This is a genomic window from Streptomyces sp. WAC00040 (genome assembly GCF_056835925.1).
In genome coordinates this window covers 1-15487 of sequence record NZ_JAKQZE010000003.1, presented here as the reverse complement: position 1 = coordinate 15487, position 15487 = coordinate 1, and the positions used below count along the sequence as shown (strand labels likewise).

Sequence of the window (15487 nt, the reverse complement as noted above, 5' to 3'; positions counted from 1 at the left end):
GTCAGTCCCTCTTCCCGCCGCGTGAGGCGCGTGACAGATAGTCGTCCAACGTCAGTGCCGGCGCGGGCCGGCCGGCGGGGGTCGCAGGCCGCCGGTCCTGACCGGACGGTGGAGCGGCGCTGACCTCCAGTCGGCCGATCTGCACGTGCACGACCCGCTCGGCCGGCCTCGGCGCCCGGCGGCCGACGGAGGCACGGGCCGCGCCGCGGGCGGCCATCGTGTCGGACCCGCGCGGCACGGGCGTGGCAGCCGCGGGAGCGGGCCCGGCGGCGGACGGCTGCCGGCCGGCGGCCGCCGTGGCGGGCGGCGGAGTGTCCGGGGCGTCGGCGGTGCGGCCGCGCCGACCCGCGCGGGCCGGTGGCTGCTGCGGAGCCGGCCGCACAGGGTTCCGTTCCGTGGCGGCGGGCCGCGGCTGCGGTTCCGGCGCCGTGCGCCCCGCCCGCGCGGAGGCGCCCGGCCGGATCCGCTCGGTACGCACCACCGTGTGACGCTCGGTGCGCACCTCGTGCTCGTGACGCACGGTGGTGGGCGGTGCGGCCGGTGCCGCCGGCGCGGACGGGATCAGCGCAGCCGGCTCGTCCGGGTCCGGCGGACCGTACCGAAGCGCCTCGACACGCTCGAACGGTCCGGGCAGGCGCGGCCGCACACGCGCCGGCGCGGGCTCGGCCGCACCCAGCGGCGTGTACCGGGCGAGCAGCCGGTCGAAGTGGTCAGACATCTGCGCACAGCTCCAGGTAGTAGCGACGCCGCAGCGGGCTGAGCGCCAGGATCTCCGGCTCGCTCCACCCGTAGGCGGTGGCGAGCAGGTGGACGTCGAGCAGCAGGTCCCGCGCCCAGGTGTCGAGTTCGGTCCACAGGTGGGAGGTGATGTCCAGCTCGGCCGGGGTGGCGTCGCCGCATTCGGGGCAGGCCACGTTGAGCCGCACGTCCGCCGTCGGGTCGGCCTCCGCCGCCGCCTCCGCGATCCGCCGCTCCACCCGCTCGGGCAGCATCCCGGGCAGGGCGTCGGCGTCGACCGGTTCCCCGTGCCGCAGCGCCCGTACCGTGCAGGCCCGCACGAGCCGGCCGCGGGCCTGTGCCGGGGCGGACGCCGTCGCGGCCTCCGTGAGATCGGCGACTGTGGGCAGCCGGAAGTCGACCACCCACTCGCCCTCCGTCACCCGCAGCGGTTCCCGCGGCAGTTCGGCCCCGGCGCCCAGCACCCGGGTGTCGAGGTCGAACTCCATCTCCTCGCCGCACGTGCCGCACTCGACGCGCACCTGCATGCGCTCGCCGAACAGCGCACGGCGCAGCGCGATCAGGTCCGCCTCCCGCTGCCCGACCGGTACCGACAGCAGCTCGTCGGTACCGGCCCCGGGCCTCGCGGCCCGGTGCAGCAGCAGGGAGCGGTCGGACGGGTGCTGAGCCAGCCCGGTCTCCCAGACGGTCAGCAGCTCGGCCGGCCCCGCGGCCGACGCCCCGATGGGACCGTTCATCGTTCGCCCCTCCGCGCGCGGACGGCGGTCAGGCCGGGTGCGTGAAGGACGGTTCGACCGGCTCCGGCACCTCGTAGTCCCGCTCCCAGCCCTCGCATTCGAGCTTGACGCTCTGGATGGCGACGGCGTTCGCGTTCGCGTCGAGCTCACCGAGGACCTGGTACTCGCTCACCCAGGCCCGGTAGAGCTTGTGCGAGACGGCCACCTGCCCGGCCTCGTTGAGGACCTGGATGATGATGTCCTTGCGGAAGTCGCGCAGGGACACCTCGGAGCCGAGCCCCGCACCGACCTGCCACACCTTGTTGGCCCATCGGTCGAACTCGGGGTCGTGGGTGACACCGCGCTCCAGGGTGACGCCCTCGAACTCGGAGCGGCCCGGGGACTTCCGCGGCGAACTGGGATCGCCGCCGTGCCGGTGCTTGACCACCTCTGTGGTGCGCTTGAGCGGACTGATCTTGCTGATGCCCGCGACCGTCCGACCGTCCCACAGGACCAGGAACTTGAAATTCTTGTAGGGGTCAAAACGATGGGCGTTTACCTGGAACTCAGCCATCGGTTTCCTTTGTGTTCCTTTTCCTCGGGCCTGGAGACTATGAGAGGTCGAACTGGCCGGTCATCTGCTGGATCTTGACGATCACGAACTCGGCGGGCCTGACCGGCGCGATACCGATCACGACATTCACCACGCCCCGCTCGATATCCGCGTCCGTGGTGGTGTCCTTGTCGCATTTCACGAAGTACGCCTCACGGGGTGTGCCGCCCTTGAACGCGCCCAGGCGGAACAGATCGTTCAGATACGCCGACGCCTTGAGCCGGATCTGCTGCCACAACTGCTCGTCGTTCGGCTCGAACACGACCCACTGCAGCCCGCGGTACAGGCTCTCCTCGACATGGAGCGCGAGCCGGCGCACCGGCACGTACTTCCACTCGCTGTCCGACGCGTCCGCGCCTTTGAGCGTCCGGGCGCCCCATACCAGCGGGCCCACGACGGGGAAGGTGCGCAGGCAGTTGACGCCCAGCGGGTTCAGCAGACCGTTCTCACGGTCGGTGAGCCTGACGGTGAGCGAACGGACGCCCGCCAGACGCGCCTCGGTGCCCGCGGGCGCCTTCCACACACCGCGTTCGCCGTCCGTGCGGGCGATGACACCGGCGACCGCGCCGGACGGCGGGAAGGCCCTGAGCCGGCCGGTTAGCGGGTCGGTGAGCTGCAGATGCGGGAAGTACAGGCCCGCGTGGTCGCTGCGTACGGAGTCGAACGCGCCGATCCCCGCCCGCGCCGAGTCCACGCTGCCCCATGTCGACGGCGAGTCGACCAGCAGGAAGATCCGCCGCTCCCGGCACAGTTGCTCCGCCGCGGAGATCACGGTGACCATGTCCTCCATGGACGCGTAGGCCGCGAGCTCCGGAAGCGCCAGCAGGTTGACGTCGTCGACGTCGCGCAGCGCCTGCACGCCCGTCTTGTCCGCCGCGCTGCCGATGAGGTCGCGCGGCCCGGGCGGGTCACCGTCCTTGCCGCCCTCCAGTGGGAAGACCGGCGGGTTCACCGACGCCTCCAGGCCGAGGTCGTTGGCGCACTCGCCGACGAAACGGACGACGTCGTCGGGGTCCACCGAGCCGGCGACGACCTGGAGCCGGCGGCCGAAGGCGGTGACCTCGGCCCCCGCGTAGGCGTGCTTGCCCGGGGCGTCGGGCAGGGCTCGCAGCTTGCGCTCGAGCAGCAGGGCCAGTTCGGTGACGTCCGTCGGCGGTTCGCCGTCGCGGTCGGGCTCGTAGAACGTGAACTCCCGCTCCACGTCACCGATCTTGACCTTCACCTCGACGTTCAGGTTCGGCAGGTCGGCGGCGAACGGCTTGGACACGGTGCCAGAGGGGTCGGGCCGGTCCTCGTCCAGGACCTTCACCCGCACCAGTGACGAGCCCGCGTTCACGACGGTCTCCGCGAAGCGGCCGTGGCCGGCGTGCGTGGACAGGCCGGTGAAGCTCTCCCGCGCGTCGCCCCGCGCGTCCAGGACATGCAGGTTGAACGTCTTGTCCGGTGTGGGGGTGTCGTGGTCCACTGCCACCCGCAGGCCGGAACCCCACACTCCCGGTTCCTTGGCGTGCACCTCGAGCACCGGGCACTCGCTGCTCCCCTCGGTGGATTCGAGCGTGACGCAGGCCTCTTCGCCGGTGCCGGCCTTGGCCACACGGACGACGACCGCCACCGTGCCGCCGTTGCCGAAGAACTGGTGCACCGCGTAGCCGACGGCGCTCTGGGCGGTGAGGCCGCCGAAGCGCCTCTCGAAGTCCGCGAAACTCGTGATGCGCACCGGCTGGTTGAGCGGGCCCCGGCGGGTGTGCCCCACGAACGCGGTCACCGATGTGGTGACCGAGGCGATGGTACGGACGCTGCTGGGAAGTTCCTCGATGTATACGCCGGGATAGCCCATGTGCGTCGGCATTCCCCCTCCATTCCCTTCCGCGCACCAAGAGATGGGAAGAGGGGGTCGAGAATTGGTCGCATGCGTAGAACGCATGCGACATCTTCGCTGTTTTCCCCCGCCGCACACCCCGTGCGATATCGGTCTCGCAGGGCCATTCGCTGGCGCATGCGCCTGTGGCTCCTGATGCATGAGTGCCACTGCGAGTCTCGTTCGTCGCTCGAGTGCGGGTCAAGAGACCGATTCAGTCAGTGGTGCGGATAGCGCATGTGAATGTCCGTCGGCCGGCAATCGCGTGGTCAGCGGCGCGCGTGGGATCGAATATGGAGACGAATTCACGATCGCTTCACAAGAATGGGACGCGTGAGGAGTGATTCAGGCCGAACGGGAACCGCCTTCGGCGCGCCGTCTTGCGTTCGTTGGCGGGTACGGGCCCATCGCTTCACTCGATCGTGAGCCAGTTCGACCGTGCCGTTCGAGTCGTCGCGTGGGCGACCGGGGGCGGACGAGGGCGTACAGGGGCGGGCGTACCTGGTGGCGGCCGGGCGGGTGGCGTGCGGTGGGCCGCCTGCCCGCCCTCGGGTGTGATGACACAGGGCCCGCCGGCGAGGCTACGGCCCGCTGCTCGTTCGTACCCGTATCGCCCGACGGCGTGGGTGTCCGGGGGTGTCCGGACGCGGCGGCGCCGAAGCGGTGGACGCCTACGTGAGCGCGCACAGCGGGCGGCGGCCTGGCCGGCCGCCGCCCGCTGTCCCGTGCCGTACCGCTCAGATTCCCTGCCAGTCCGGCTTGGCCGCGTAGGTGGCGCGGAAGTAGTCGGCGAGCTTCAGACCGGCCGCCGCCGCCTCGTCGACGACGACGGTGGCGTGCGGGTGCAACTGCAGTGCGGAGGCGGGCACCAGCGCCGAGAGCGGACCCTCGACGGCGAGCGCCACGGCGTCCGCCTTGGCCCCCCCGGTGGCGAGCAGCACCAGGTGGCGGGCCTCCAGGATCGTGCCGATGCCCTGAGTGATGACGTGGTGGGGGACCTGCTCGATGTCGCCGTCGAAGAAGCGGGCGTTGTCCACCCGGGTCTGCTGGGTGAGCGTCTTGATACGTGTGCGGGAGGCCAGCGAGGAGCAGGGCTCGTTGAACCCGATGTGGCCGTCCGTGCCGATGCCCAGCAGTTGGAGGTCCACGCCACCGGCCTCGGCGAGCGCCCGGTCGTATGCGACGCACGCCGCGGCGACATCCTCCGCCGAGCCGTCGGGCCCCATGAAGGAGTCCTGGTCCAGCCCGAGCGGTTCGACGACCTCGCGCAGCACCACCGAGCGGTAGGACTCGGGGTGCCCGGCCGGGAGGCCGACGTATTCGTCGAGCTGGCAGACGCGCGCGCGGGAGGCGTCCACCTCCTTGTTCGCGACCTTGGCCGCGAGGGCCTGGTAGATCGGGAGCGGGGTCGACCCCGTGGCGACGCCGAGAAGGGCGTCGGGCTTGCGTCGCAGCAGGTCGGCCATGGCTTCGGCGATGAGCTCGCCGCCCGCGGCGGAATCCGGAACGATGACAACTTCCACGAAGATCCCTGTCTCTGAAGCGCCCAGTGGTGTAGACCAATCTACCCGGTGAGGGGCGTCCTGTCCTGTCCTGACAGCATGTGGACGCGGCGAGGCATCCGCGGCGGGGCGGGATCGCCGCCGTCGCCGCGACCGTGACCTTCGTCGCCGTGCATGGGGCGCGGGTGCTCGCCGGTCCGTGGCGGCCGCTTCGGGACGCGGGCCGCTCCCCCGTCCTCGGCCCGGGGTGCTCACCGGTCCGCCGTCGTTGCGGACGCGTGGCGCGGGTCGCTCATCCGCCCGTGGTGGCCGGCGGGGACTGTTTGTGGCGGGCGTAGTGGCGGGAGGCCTTCGCCCGGTTGCCGCAGCCGGCCATGGAGCACCATCGCCGCTTGCCGTTCTTCGAGATGTCGTAGAAGTGCAGTACGCACGCGGGGTTGGCGCACTTGCGGATCCGGTCCGGGTGTTCGTCGAGAAGGCGCAGGTACGACTCCGCCGCGGTCCAGGCGGCCAGCCAGGCGGGGGAGTCGGTCTCGACGACGGAGAGGGGGCCCGTCCCGCCCAGCCGGCGCTGGATCCGGCCGTGGCGGAGGATCTCGTTCAGGTCATCGGCGGCCTGCTCCGCGTCGACGCTCTCGTCCAACAGTGCGGCCACCGCGCGGCGGGTCGCCAGGAGTGCGTCGAGGGTCTCCTGGTCGGGTGCGGCGCTGTCGGCGAAGCCGGCGGACCGCAGCCAGACGGACAGTCCGCCGGGCCGCTCCAGCAGGTCGTGGCGGACCCCTTCGTCGATCCAGACGGTGTTGACCAGGTCCAGTGGCAGGGGTTCGCCGGTGAGGGGGCGGGGATCCGCCGCCGGTCCGCGGCCCGGTTCAGTGCTCATGGGGACTTCCCTTTCGTGTCGTCGGGTACATGCGATCACATCGACCGGGTTCTAACCCTTGAAAGCTATTTCATAGGTTGACCTCATGGGAGTCAACCGTTAACGTTCGTATCACCGGTTAGCCGGGAAGTCGCCCGGCCGCCTTACCGACGGAGACCTTCATGACGCAGTCCATCGCCGACCAGCCCCTCCGGCACCTGCCCACCCTGCAGACCGGGCACGTCGGTCTCAATGTCACCGACCTCGATAAGTCGCTCCCCTTCTACCTCCGTGTCTTCGGCTTCGAGATCCTCGCCGAGGGCATGGACGACAACCGCCGATGGGTCTTCCTCGGCCGTGACGGGCGGATCGTCCTGCCCCTCTGGGAGCAGAGCGGCACCCCCTTCTCCACAAGCTCCGCAGGCCTGCACCACCTCTCCTTCCAGGTCGACACGATCGAGGACGTCGAGGCCGCCCAGGCCGTCCTGCGGGATCTCGGCGCCGACTTCGTCCACGACGGCGTCGTCTCCCACGGCGAGGGCGCCGCATCCGGCGGCATCTTCTTCAGCGACCCCGACGGCATCCGCCTCGAGATCTACGCCCCCACCGGCGCCGAAGACGCTCCGGCACCGACAGGATCCGCCCCGACCTGCGGCTTCTTCTAGAACACGAGGCGCGGGCCACCACGACCGGCGGCCCGCGCCCCCACTCCTGCCCGCCCACCACCAGAGGAAGGAGCCGGCCATGGGCGACTACCACCCCGGAGAGCGCACCGTGCAGCAGCGAGCCGGTCTGACCGACCAGGCGGGCTTCACCGCCGCCGCCATCAGGTACGAAATCCCGGACGTCGCCGTCGAGTTCCTCTCCCGACAGCACATGCTCGTCGTGGGCGCCGCCGACTCCGACGGCGCCATCTGGGCATCGCTGCTCACCGGCGCCCCCGGCTTCGTCACCGCGACCGGGCCGGCCACCCTGACGATCGACGCCGTCCCACCCGACGGCGACCCGCTCCACGGCGTCCTCGCCCGGCCCGCACACGTCGGCATGATCGCCGTCGAGCCTGCCACCCGCCGTCGTATGCGGATGAACGGCAAGGCCCGCCCGGCCGCCGCCGGCCTCCACGTGGACCTCGACCAGGTCTTCGCCAACTGCCCCAAGTACATCCAGCAGCGCCGACCGACCCCTGCCCCGGCAGCACACGGCGCCACCGCCACGCCCCGACACGGTACGAAGCTGACTCCCGCTCAACTTGCCTTGGTCGAAGGGGCCGACACCTTCTTCATCGCCACGGCCGACCGGGAGGGCAACGCAGACGCCTCGCACCGCGGCGGCAGTCCCGGCTTCCTCCAGGCCCTTACCCCGACCCGACTGTGCTGGCCCGACTACGTCGGCAACGCCATGTTCGCCACCCTCGGCAACATCGAGGCCGACCCCCGCGCCGGACTGCTCCTGCCCGACTGGGACACGGGCGCCGTACTCCAGCTCACGGGCACCGCCGCCGTCGACTGGGACCCCGGCCGTGCCGCCGCCGTCCCCGGCGCACAGCGCATCGTCGACTTCACCATCGACCGCATCGTGCAGGTCGACCGCGCTTCCCCTCTGCGCTGGACCGCCCCCGCCTACTCGCGCTTCAACCCGCCCGCGCCCGTGCCCACCGGAAGAGAAGAAGAACGACCATGAAGATCACCGTCGACATGAACCTCTGCGAGAGCCACGGGCAGTGCGTCTTCGTCGCCCCCGAGGTGTTCGCCTTCGACGAGGAGGACCGTCTCGTCCACGACGCGGAACCGGACGCCGCCCTGCGCGCGAAGGCCGTCGAGGCCGCGGCCGTCTGCCCCGTCCGCGCCATCCGCGTCGAGGGCTAGGCATGCCCGGCCGCCGCAAGCGGCCCGGGCTCCGTAACCCGCCCGGCTCCCGCAGCATCGTGATCGTCGGGGCGTCCCTCGCCGGCCTCCGCGCGGCGGAAGCCCTCCGCGCCGCGGACCACCACGGTCCCGTCACCCTCGTCGGCGCCGAGCGCCATCCTCCCTACGACCGGCCGCCGCTCTCCAAGGAGTTCCTCACCGGCGAGCGGACACCGGAGAGCATCCATCTCGGCCGAACCGCCCACCTGCGTCTGACCGAACGCTACGGACACCCTGCGGTCCACCTCGACACGGCCGACCGCGAGCTCCACCTCGACGACGGATCCGTCCTCGCCTACGACGGACTGGTCATCGCCACGGGGGCCGGCCCACGCCCCTGGCCCGGCCCGCTGCCCGAGACGGGTGTCCACACCGTGCGCACTCTGGAGGACGCCCGGGCCCTGAAGGACGACCTCTCCGGTCGTCGCAGGCACCTCCTCGTCGCCGGCGCCGGATTCCTCGGCTGCGAGGTGGCCTCCGTGGCCCGCGGGCTCGGCCACGACGTCACCCTCGTCTCCCGCGACCCGCTCCCGCTGAGCGGCGCGACAGGCGATCACGCCGCACGCTTCCTCACCCGGCTCCACCACGACGCCGGCGTCGAGATCCTCACCCGCAGCACCGTCACCGCCGTCCACGGCCGTGCCCGTGTCACCGGCGTCACCGTCGACAACGCCACGGACATCACCACCGACACCATGCTGCTCGGCCTCGGCGCCCGCCCACACACCGACTGGCTCGCCGGCTCCGGCCTGCGACTCGAACACGGCCTGCTCACCGACGAGTACACCCGCGTCCTGGACGCCCACGGCCGTCCGCATCCCGACATCGTCGCCGCCGGTGACATCACCCGCTTCCCTCACCCGCACGCCCCCGGCCCCATCTCCCTCGGCCACTGGAGCAACGCCGTCGAACAGGCCAGGTGCGCCGCGCACAATCTCCTCCACCCCGAACGGCGCACGCCGTACCGCCCCGTCGCCTCCTTCTGGTCCACCCAGTACGGCGTCCGCCTCCGAGCCGTGGGCCTGCCGCGCTACGCCGACCACGCGGAAGTCCGCGAACTCGACCACGAGAAACGCCGGCTCGAGGTCGCGTACTACAGCCGCGGGCAGCTCGTCGGAGCCCTCACCGCCGGCCGGGCGGCCCGCATCACGGCGTACCGGGCGGAGTTGGCCCGATCCCTCGCGGGCGTCGCGTCGCTGCCGACGGCATCCTGACCTGGGCGCCGGAAGTCCCCTGGAACGCCGGTCGGCTCGGCGTACGTCGCGTGCGCACCCTGTGGGGCGTGGTGCATGGCGGGTACCTCGGACCCTCAAGGTCGAGTCCGCATCCGGAACGGCGCACTGGACCTTTTCCCGGCGGTCCCGAACATCCGGTAATGGAGATCCAGTTGCACCGGCAGGGCGCAGATCACGCTGCCTCGCGACGCGATCGTCGATGTCGCGCACGCCGTTGAGACTCCGCTCGGGGCAGGGTGTCACCCTCGCGGCCGACCGTCGGGCACTGGCAGACCCGTGGTGCTCCGCGTGCCGGCGTTCGGCGGTGAGGCGCTGACGCCGGCGGACGGACTTGCGGGAGGACTCGCGGACGGACTGACGGGAGGACTTGCCGTAGGGGTCACCGTGGGGGAGGACGCCGACTGGCTGGGGCGGGCGTCGGAAGGGCGGGGCGTCGGCCTGGCCTGCACAGGCGGCGGCGGGCTGGTGGCGGCGGGAGCCTGTGGAGCCGGTGATTGCGGGGGAGTGGCCGTCGCGCGGGGGCGCCGGGTCCCGGCAGGCCCACGCTCCCTGACGCCTCCTCCTCTGGCCGGGCGCGTTGCCGGACGTTCCGGTGATCGTGAGACCGGCGGGGATCCGGCGACGTCGACATCGGCCTCGTCAGGGGAGGGCTGTTCCGGGCTCGGCAGTGCTCGTGGCGGCTCTGTGGAGTCCTGGGGCAGCAGTGACGCGGCTGCCAGGCCGCCGAGCATGGCGAACGTGGCCGCGGCAAGGGTCCGACCCCCGTACTTCTTCAGGCGTGCCGGTGGGCGGCGCCGGGCTGCCGGCACATCGGCGGAGGAAGTGGGGGACCAGGCGACGTCGGAGGACTCGAAGGAGCCGGGTTCCTCGCTGAAGAGGACGTCCCACACCGCCGGATCGGCTGCCGGAGTGCCGGCGCTCCGGTCGCTCGACGGTGCCGTGTGGGACTCGTACGCCCCGCACTCCGGGCACGTCACGGTGCCGTTGAGGGGACGGCGACAGGGAAGGCAGTAGTCCATGCGCTCGACCGATCAGTGCGTGGGTCGCTGGAAGGAACCGTGCGCCGCCGGCCGGGGCCGGCGGCAGTCACCGACGGCGGGAAGGCGACGCGCGTCTTTCGTGATCCTTGGCATGTGCGAACCTCACTCACTCACCGGTCTTCAGGTGGGTCACCGGTTACCGAGGAAAACGGGGCCGGGCGAGTCGCCGTTCAAGCATTGACGGAAACGTGGGATAGGTAACTCCCTTGAGGTTGTTGCTGGTCACACCGGTGCACCGCTCGGTGTGCGGGCCCGCAGCCGCGGGTCCGACCGCGTCGGCTGCGTCCCGTACGCGCGGCACGGCGCAGCGCCCGAGTGGTCCCGCCATGGCCCCGGCGAGGCGCGGCGTTCGCGCCGGACAACTCGACAGCGGCGGGCTGTCGGACGCCGAGCAGCGCCGGATCCAGGACGGGGTGGACACGGTCGCGGCCAGAGTTCCGGCCGCCGACCGGCCCCGTCCCGACCCGGCCACAGTGTGGCTCGCCGACGCGGGCGTGTGGGGTGCTCGCCGGGCCTGGCTGGGTGGTTCGGTCGCGGTCGGCGTCTTGAGCACCGTCGCCGCCCTGCCGATGGCGCGCTGAGGGGGACCGGTCGGGTGAGCACATCCGGGGTCACGGCAGGGTGAGGATGCGGGGCCCGTCCTGGGTGATGGCGATGGTGTGCTCGATGTGGGCGGCGCGGCTGCCGTCGATCGTGCGCAGGGTCCAGCCGTCGGCGTCGGTGTAGTAGTCGTTGTGTCCCCCGGCCATGAGCATGGGTTCGATGGCGAGAGTGAGGCCGTGGCGCAGGGAGAAGCCGCGGCCGGGTCGTCCGTGATTGGGGACGTGGGGGTCCTCGTGCATCTGGCGGCCGATGCCGTGGCCGCCGAAGTCGGCCGGCATGCCGCAGTCGGCCTTGCGGGCGACCGTGCTGATGGCGTACGAGATGTCTCCGATGCGGTGGCCGACGGTGGCGGCGGCGATGCCGGCGTCCAGGGCCTGCTGGGTGGCGGCGATGAGTTCGACGTCGGCGGGGCGAGGCGTGCCGACGGTGAAGCTGATCGCGGCGTCGCCGGTCCAGCCGTCGAGTTCGGCCCCGCAGTCGATGCTGACCAGGTCGCCGTCGCGCAGGCGGTAGCCGTCCGGGATGCCGTGGGCGACGGCGTCGTTGACGGACGCGCAGATCACGGCGGGGAAGGGGACGGAGGCGAAGGAGGGCTGGTAGCCGAGGAACGGAGAGCGCGCTCCGGCCTTGGTGAGAACGGCGTGGGCGGCTTCGTCGAGCTCGCGCATCCGCACTCCGACGGCTGCCGCTTCGCGGGCGGCCGCGAGTGCGTGGGCCACCACGCGTCCCGCTTCTCGCATCGCCTTCAGCGCCGTGTCGGTCTTGATCTCCACCATGTGCGGTGACTCCCTGGGATACGCCGTTGCCCAATACTTATACCGGTATTAGTATCACGGGCATGGTGAGAGTTCCTTTGAGTCCGCAAGAGCGGCAACGCGGGGAGCGCTTCGGGATCCTGCTCCGCCAGGCCCGCGGTGACCGCAGCATGGTCGACGTGGCAGCCGCCGCCGGGGTGTCCGCCGAAACCCTCCGCAAGATCGAGACGGGCCGAGCCCCGACCCCCGCTTTCTTCACCGTGGCAGCCTTGGCCCACGCCCTGCGTCTGTCACTCGATGACCTGGCCGCCGCCTGCGCGGAAGACGCCGAAGGCGGCGAGCGCGCCCTGTCGGCGTGACCCGACATGCGTCGGCCGAGGGAACGACTCGGTGGTGGCGGAACGACCCGGCCGGCAGGACGGGTGGCGACCGTTGACGGGCGGGGAGGTGGAGCGGGCCGTGGGTCTGATTCACCTCTCGGGCGGCGGCCGTCTCGCCCCGTCGGCTCCCGGCCCGTCCTGCACGCGGGGCGCGGGGGCCGGCTCAGCCGATGCTTCGGCGCATGGCCACGCGTGGCCATCGGTCGAGGCCGTGCTCTGCTTCCCGTTCGCGGATGGTGCGAAGCTTCGGACCGAGTGTGCTTTCCGGCAGGGGCAGGAAGTCGCAGCGCAGGTAGTAGGGCGCGTTCCACGGGACGTCCGAGAACGTGGTCAAGGTCAGCGCGGGGATGCCCTCGGCCGCGGCCCGGCCCGCGAGATGGTCCAGCAGGGAGCGGCCGACTCCTCGGCGTGAGGCGTCCGGGTGTACCGAGACCTGCTCGACGTGGAGGTTGCCGTCGACATGGTCGGCGATGAGGTAGGCCACCGGCACGTCGTCCCGGCCGACAGCCACCCATGCCCTCCCGGCGCGCTGATAGCGGGCGAGCTCCGGGACCGGCAGAGGCGGGTCGTCGGCGATCTCGGACATGCCGATGTCGCGGAAGCACTGTCCCGCGGCTCGCTCGATGTCCTGAAGTACGGACAGTTCTTCGGTGCGGACTGATCGGATACGCATGGACCCATTGTTGCCGCGGACCTGCCGCGGCTACGGACTCAAGTGGTCGGCTTCGGAAGTCCTTCGGGTGTTGATCATGCTGCCGGCCGGGAGCCGGCAGGCCAGGGCCTTGGCCTCGGCGACCTGCACGGGACTGGAGCGGGCCGGGCGCCCGCTGCGCCGGCGGTCGGCCAAGGCCGGCAGGCCGCCGTCGGCGAGCCGGCCCCGCCAGGTGCGCACGGTGTCCACGTGTACTCCCACCTCGACAGAGATCCGTGCGTCGGACCTGCCCCGGGTCGTCATGAGCATGATCTGCGACCGGACCCTGGGCCGGTGCGGAGTCCTGTGACCGTAGGCGGCCTTCTTCAACCGTTGCCGCTCGGCGGCCCTCAGGGTGATGGGGCGGGCGGCAGGAACAGGCATGGCGGACAGGCCGATCAGCGGAAGTGGATCACAGCGCGATGGGGGTCCTGCTCAAGCCGTCTCGTGGTGGAGGGCGTCCAGGGCGGTGAGTTCTTCCTCCGACAGGCGCAAGGAGCCGACGGCGACGTTCTGGGTGAGGTGGGCGAGGTCGCCGGTGCCGGGGATGGCCAGGACGTGGGAGCCCTGGTGGAGTGTCCACGCCAGCCGGATCTGGGCCGTGCTCACGCCGTGGGCGTGAGCGATGGCGTGCACCTCCGGGCTGTGGTCGGTGGCCGCGCCCCCTTCGCGTCCTGCGCCGGCGATCGAGTAGAACGGCACGAACGCGATGCGTTGTTCGTCGCAGATGCTCAGGAACTCCCTCTGCTCGTGTGATGCGCCGATCCCGTACATGTTCTGGACGCAGACCACCGGCGCAATGTTCTGAGCCTCGGCGAGGTGGTGGGGACGGACGTTGGACAGACCCAGGTGACGGATGAGTCCGGCCTCACGCAGCTCGGCGAGCGCGCCGAAGCGGTCGGCGATGGAATCGGTGCCGACGATGCGCAGGTTCACCACGTCGAGATGGTCGCGGCCGAGCTGGCGCAGGTTCTCCTCGACCTGGCCGCGCAGCTGCTCGGTGGTGGCGTGCGGCAGCCACTGCCCCGAGGGATCGCGGCCCGGCCCGACCTTGGTGGTGATGACGAGGTTGTCCGGGTAGGGGGACAGTGCCTGGTTGATCAGCTCGTTGGCGGAGCGCAGCGGGGAGAAATAGAACGCGGCGGTGTCGATGTGGTTCACACCCAGGTCAAGCGCGCGACGCAGCACGCTGATCGCCTGGTCGCGGTCGCGTGGGACGGCATCGGCCGCGAACGCCTCGCCGTGCTGCGTCAGGCGCATCGCGCCGAAACCGATTCGGTTGACCGTCAGGTCGCCGAGTTTCCAGGTGCCCGATGCCGCCGCGGTGATCGTCTGTGTGGTCATGGCGGGATGATCTCCGCGCGATACGCTGGCCCGCCATTGATTCATATATGCCTGAATCTATTGAGGAGTGGTTGTCCTGGCAGAGCTGGCGTTCTCGACGAGCGATCTGGCGCAGGTGCGGTTCGCCGTCTCACCGATGTGGGAGGTCGCACCCAGCTTCCGACTGCTGAGATCCGGCACTGCGCATCCGGTCCACCGACCCTGGGTCGACCAGGTACGCCCGCGTATGGTGGCAGCCGGGCTGGACCGGGGCTGGCTCTGCGAGCTGATCCCACCCACCGGCGGCTACGTCCCCGACTTCCTCAACCCGGCCCCCGCCGGACCGGCCCCCACCCCGGCGGCAGAGCGGGACGCGATCCGGGCCTCGCCCGCCGACCGGGTACGCCAGGACCTCGACCACCTGGCCCGGCACCAGGGGAACCTCGGCCCCCGGCTGCGAGCCCTGCACAACGACCCACAGGGCCTTCTGGCCAAGGTCGCAGAAGAGATCGAAGCGTACTGGGAGCTGGTACTCGCCCCCTACTGGGCACGTATCCGGGCAGTCCTGGACGCAGACATCCTCTACCGGGCCCGCCTGGCCGCCGAGCACGGCGCCGGCCACCTCCTCAACGACCTGCACACGTCGGTGAGCTGGGACGGCAATGCGCTACGGATGGCCCGCCGAAAGCAGCCGCTGACCCGCACGACAGCTGGAACAGGACTGCTGCTGATCCCCTCGGCCTTCACCGGCCCGGGACTGCGCACCCGAACGATGCTGCCGGATCCACCGCAACTCGCCTATCCGGCACGTGGTATCGGCACACTGTGGAAGCCGCACCCCGTAACCCGGGCCGACACCCTCTCCGCCGTACTGGGCCGCTCGCGGACCCTGCTGCTGACCGAGTTGGAGATGCCGGCCTCCACCACGCAGCTGGCCCACCGCACCGGACTCTCCCCCGCAGGAGTATCCCAATACCTCACCGCGCTACGCAACGCGGGCCTGGTCAGCGCCCACCGCGCCGGCCGCTCCGTCCTCTACGCCCGCACCGCCGCAGCCGAAGCCCTTCTCCAAGCCGCCTGCGCCTGACCTCACGTCAACCCCGAGGGATTTGCGGAGCCGACCACTTGGCCGTGAGCCGTGAGCCGCGCCCTGAGCCGCCGCGGCGGGGGGCCGGCCCGCCCCCCCCCCCGCCTCCCCCCCACCCCGCGCCTCGGGGGGAGGTCCTTACACCACACCGCACCCGCCCCGGGGCATAGCTGCGGGGCGGGC

General features: G+C 71.5%; 18 protein-coding genes. 7 read left to right on the top strand and 11 right to left on the bottom strand.

Going from position 1 to position 15487, the window contains the following annotated elements; genetic code table 11:
- Position 1: 1 nt before the first annotated feature.
- The 6 genes from MDN94_RS25600 to MDN94_RS25575 all read right to left on the bottom strand — a co-directional run bounded on the left by MDN94_RS25600 (position 2) and on the right by MDN94_RS25575 (position 6307).
- Positions 2-718, bottom strand: coding sequence for a hypothetical protein (locus tag MDN94_RS25600; protein WP_482728258.1), 717 nt, complete (start codon positions 716-718; stop codon positions 2-4).
- On the bottom strand, positions 711-1475 hold the full coding sequence (locus tag MDN94_RS25595; protein ID WP_482728257.1) for a T4 family baseplate hub assembly chaperone: 765 nt from the start codon (positions 1473-1475) through the stop codon (positions 711-713). The genes MDN94_RS25600 and MDN94_RS25595 overlap by 8 nt, the downstream gene beginning before the upstream one ends.
- Positions 1476-1503: 28 nt before the next feature.
- Positions 1504-2028 (bottom strand): phage tail protein, encoded by a 525-nt coding sequence (locus MDN94_RS25590; protein ID WP_159694533.1) that lies wholly within the window; start codon positions 2026-2028, stop codon positions 1504-1506.
- Between the two features lie 37 nt (positions 2029-2065).
- On the bottom strand, positions 2066-3916 hold the full coding sequence (locus MDN94_RS25585) for a phage tail sheath family protein (RefSeq protein ID WP_482728256.1): 1851 nt from the start codon (positions 3914-3916) through the stop codon (positions 2066-2068).
- A gap of 746 nt (positions 3917-4662) precedes the next feature.
- Positions 4663-5448 (bottom strand): glucosamine-6-phosphate deaminase, encoded by a 786-nt coding sequence (gene nagB / locus MDN94_RS25580; protein ID WP_482728255.1) that lies wholly within the window; start codon positions 5446-5448, stop codon positions 4663-4665.
- Positions 5449-5719: 271 nt separating this feature from the next.
- Positions 5720-6307: a CGNR zinc finger domain-containing protein gene (locus MDN94_RS25575; protein ID WP_482728254.1), complete on the bottom strand. Its 588-nt coding sequence runs from the start codon at positions 6305-6307 to the stop codon at positions 5720-5722.
- Positions 6308-6468: 161 nt separating this feature from the next.
- On the opposite strand from MDN94_RS25575, the gene MDN94_RS25570 reads away from it, so the two are divergent.
- The 4 genes from MDN94_RS25570 to MDN94_RS25555 all read left to right on the top strand — a co-directional run bounded on the left by MDN94_RS25570 (position 6469) and on the right by MDN94_RS25555 (position 9404).
- Positions 6469-6951, top strand: a complete 483-nt coding sequence (locus MDN94_RS25570) for a VOC family protein (protein ID WP_482728253.1) — start codon at positions 6469-6471, stop codon at positions 6949-6951.
- Between the two features lie 79 nt (positions 6952-7030).
- Positions 7031-7966 (top strand): pyridoxamine 5'-phosphate oxidase family protein, encoded by a 936-nt coding sequence (locus tag MDN94_RS25565; protein ID WP_482728252.1) that lies wholly within the window; start codon positions 7031-7033, stop codon positions 7964-7966.
- Positions 7963-8151, top strand: a complete 189-nt coding sequence (locus MDN94_RS25560) for a ferredoxin (protein WP_482728251.1) — start codon at positions 7963-7965, stop codon at positions 8149-8151. The genes MDN94_RS25565 and MDN94_RS25560 overlap by 4 nt, the downstream gene beginning before the upstream one ends.
- A 2-nt stretch (positions 8152-8153) precedes the next feature.
- Positions 8154-9404 carry an NAD(P)/FAD-dependent oxidoreductase gene (locus MDN94_RS25555; protein ID WP_482728250.1) on the top strand — a complete coding sequence of 417 codons (1251 nt, stop codon included), beginning with the start codon at positions 8154-8156 and terminating at the stop codon, positions 9402-9404.
- Between the two features lie 260 nt (positions 9405-9664).
- On the opposite strand, the gene MDN94_RS25550 is transcribed toward MDN94_RS25555, so the two are convergent.
- Positions 9665-10444 (bottom strand): SCO2400 family protein, encoded by a 780-nt coding sequence (locus MDN94_RS25550; protein WP_482728249.1) that lies wholly within the window; start codon positions 10442-10444, stop codon positions 9665-9667.
- A 347-nt stretch (positions 10445-10791) separates the two neighbouring features.
- Between MDN94_RS25550 and MDN94_RS25545 the strand changes: the two genes are divergently transcribed.
- Positions 10792-11046, top strand: coding sequence for a hypothetical protein (locus MDN94_RS25545; RefSeq protein ID WP_482728248.1), 255 nt, complete (start codon positions 10792-10794; stop codon positions 11044-11046).
- A gap of 30 nt (positions 11047-11076) precedes the next feature.
- Here MDN94_RS25545 and map read toward each other — a convergent pair whose 3' ends face one another.
- Positions 11077-11844 carry a type I methionyl aminopeptidase gene (map, locus tag MDN94_RS25540; RefSeq protein ID WP_482728247.1) on the bottom strand — a complete coding sequence of 256 codons (768 nt, stop codon included), beginning with the start codon at positions 11842-11844 and terminating at the stop codon, positions 11077-11079.
- Positions 11845-11906: 62 nt separating this feature from the next.
- Between map and MDN94_RS25535 the strand changes: the two genes are divergently transcribed.
- Positions 11907-12182, top strand: coding sequence for a helix-turn-helix domain-containing protein (locus MDN94_RS25535; protein ID WP_482728246.1), 276 nt, complete (start codon positions 11907-11909; stop codon positions 12180-12182).
- Between the two features lie 184 nt (positions 12183-12366).
- On the opposite strand, the gene MDN94_RS25530 is transcribed toward MDN94_RS25535, so the two are convergent.
- From MDN94_RS25530 to MDN94_RS25520, 3 genes are read right to left on the bottom strand one after another with little or no spacing between them, the layout of a single operon-like run.
- A complete protein-coding gene (locus MDN94_RS25530; protein WP_482728245.1) occupies positions 12367-12876 on the bottom strand; it encodes a GNAT family N-acetyltransferase in 510 nt (169 codons plus the stop codon).
- A gap of 30 nt (positions 12877-12906) precedes the next feature.
- Positions 12907-13278, bottom strand: coding sequence for a helix-turn-helix domain-containing protein (locus MDN94_RS25525; protein WP_482728244.1), 372 nt, complete (start codon positions 13276-13278; stop codon positions 12907-12909).
- A gap of 51 nt (positions 13279-13329) precedes the next feature.
- Positions 13330-14238 (bottom strand): aldo/keto reductase, encoded by a 909-nt coding sequence (locus MDN94_RS25520; protein ID WP_482728243.1) that lies wholly within the window; start codon positions 14236-14238, stop codon positions 13330-13332.
- Positions 14239-14314: 76 nt separating this feature from the next.
- On the opposite strand from MDN94_RS25520, the gene MDN94_RS25515 reads away from it, so the two are divergent.
- The gene (locus MDN94_RS25515; protein WP_482729078.1) at positions 14315-15304 is read left to right on the top strand and encodes an ArsR/SmtB family transcription factor; all 990 of its coding nucleotides are present in this window, start codon (positions 14315-14317) and stop codon (positions 15302-15304) included.
- Positions 15305-15487: the final 183 nt, after the last annotated feature.

Bases quoted from the DNA above. Each gene is read 5' to 3' on its own strand.
- MDN94_RS25560 (WP_482728251.1), top strand. From the start codon at position 7,963: ATGAAGATCACCGTCGACATGAACCTCTGCGAGAGCCACGGGCAGTGC.
- MDN94_RS25600 (WP_482728258.1), bottom strand. From the start codon at position 718: ATGTCTGACCACTTCGACCGGCTGCTCGCCCGGTACACGCCGCTGGGT.
- MDN94_RS25565 (WP_482728252.1), top strand. From the start codon at position 7,031: ATGGGCGACTACCACCCCGGAGAGCGCACCGTGCAGCAGCGAGCCGGT.
- map (WP_482728247.1), bottom strand. From the start codon at position 11,844: ATGGTGGAGATCAAGACCGACACGGCGCTGAAGGCGATGCGAGAAGCG.
- MDN94_RS25585 (WP_482728256.1), bottom strand. From the start codon at position 3,916: ATGCCGACGCACATGGGCTATCCCGGCGTATACATCGAGGAACTTCCC.
- MDN94_RS25550 (WP_482728249.1), bottom strand. From the start codon at position 10,444: ATGGACTACTGCCTTCCCTGTCGCCGTCCCCTCAACGGCACCGTGACG.
- MDN94_RS25545 (WP_482728248.1), top strand. From the start codon at position 10,792: ATGGCCCCGGCGAGGCGCGGCGTTCGCGCCGGACAACTCGACAGCGGC.
- MDN94_RS25530 (WP_482728245.1), bottom strand. From the start codon at position 12,876: ATGCGTATCCGATCAGTCCGCACCGAAGAACTGTCCGTACTTCAGGAC.
- MDN94_RS25570 (WP_482728253.1), top strand. From the start codon at position 6,469: ATGACGCAGTCCATCGCCGACCAGCCCCTCCGGCACCTGCCCACCCTG.
- MDN94_RS25525 (WP_482728244.1), bottom strand. From the start codon at position 13,278: ATGCCTGTTCCTGCCGCCCGCCCCATCACCCTGAGGGCCGCCGAGCGG.
- MDN94_RS25555 (WP_482728250.1), top strand. From the start codon at position 8,154: ATGCCCGGCCGCCGCAAGCGGCCCGGGCTCCGTAACCCGCCCGGCTCC.
- MDN94_RS25520 (WP_482728243.1), bottom strand. From the start codon at position 14,238: ATGACCACACAGACGATCACCGCGGCGGCATCGGGCACCTGGAAACTC.
- MDN94_RS25595 (WP_482728257.1), bottom strand. From the start codon at position 1,475: ATGAACGGTCCCATCGGGGCGTCGGCCGCGGGGCCGGCCGAGCTGCTG.
- MDN94_RS25590 (WP_159694533.1), bottom strand. From the start codon at position 2,028: ATGGCTGAGTTCCAGGTAAACGCCCATCGTTTTGACCCCTACAAGAAT.
- MDN94_RS25575 (WP_482728254.1), bottom strand. From the start codon at position 6,307: ATGAGCACTGAACCGGGCCGCGGACCGGCGGCGGATCCCCGCCCCCTC.
- MDN94_RS25535 (WP_482728246.1), top strand. From the start codon at position 11,907: ATGGTGAGAGTTCCTTTGAGTCCGCAAGAGCGGCAACGCGGGGAGCGC.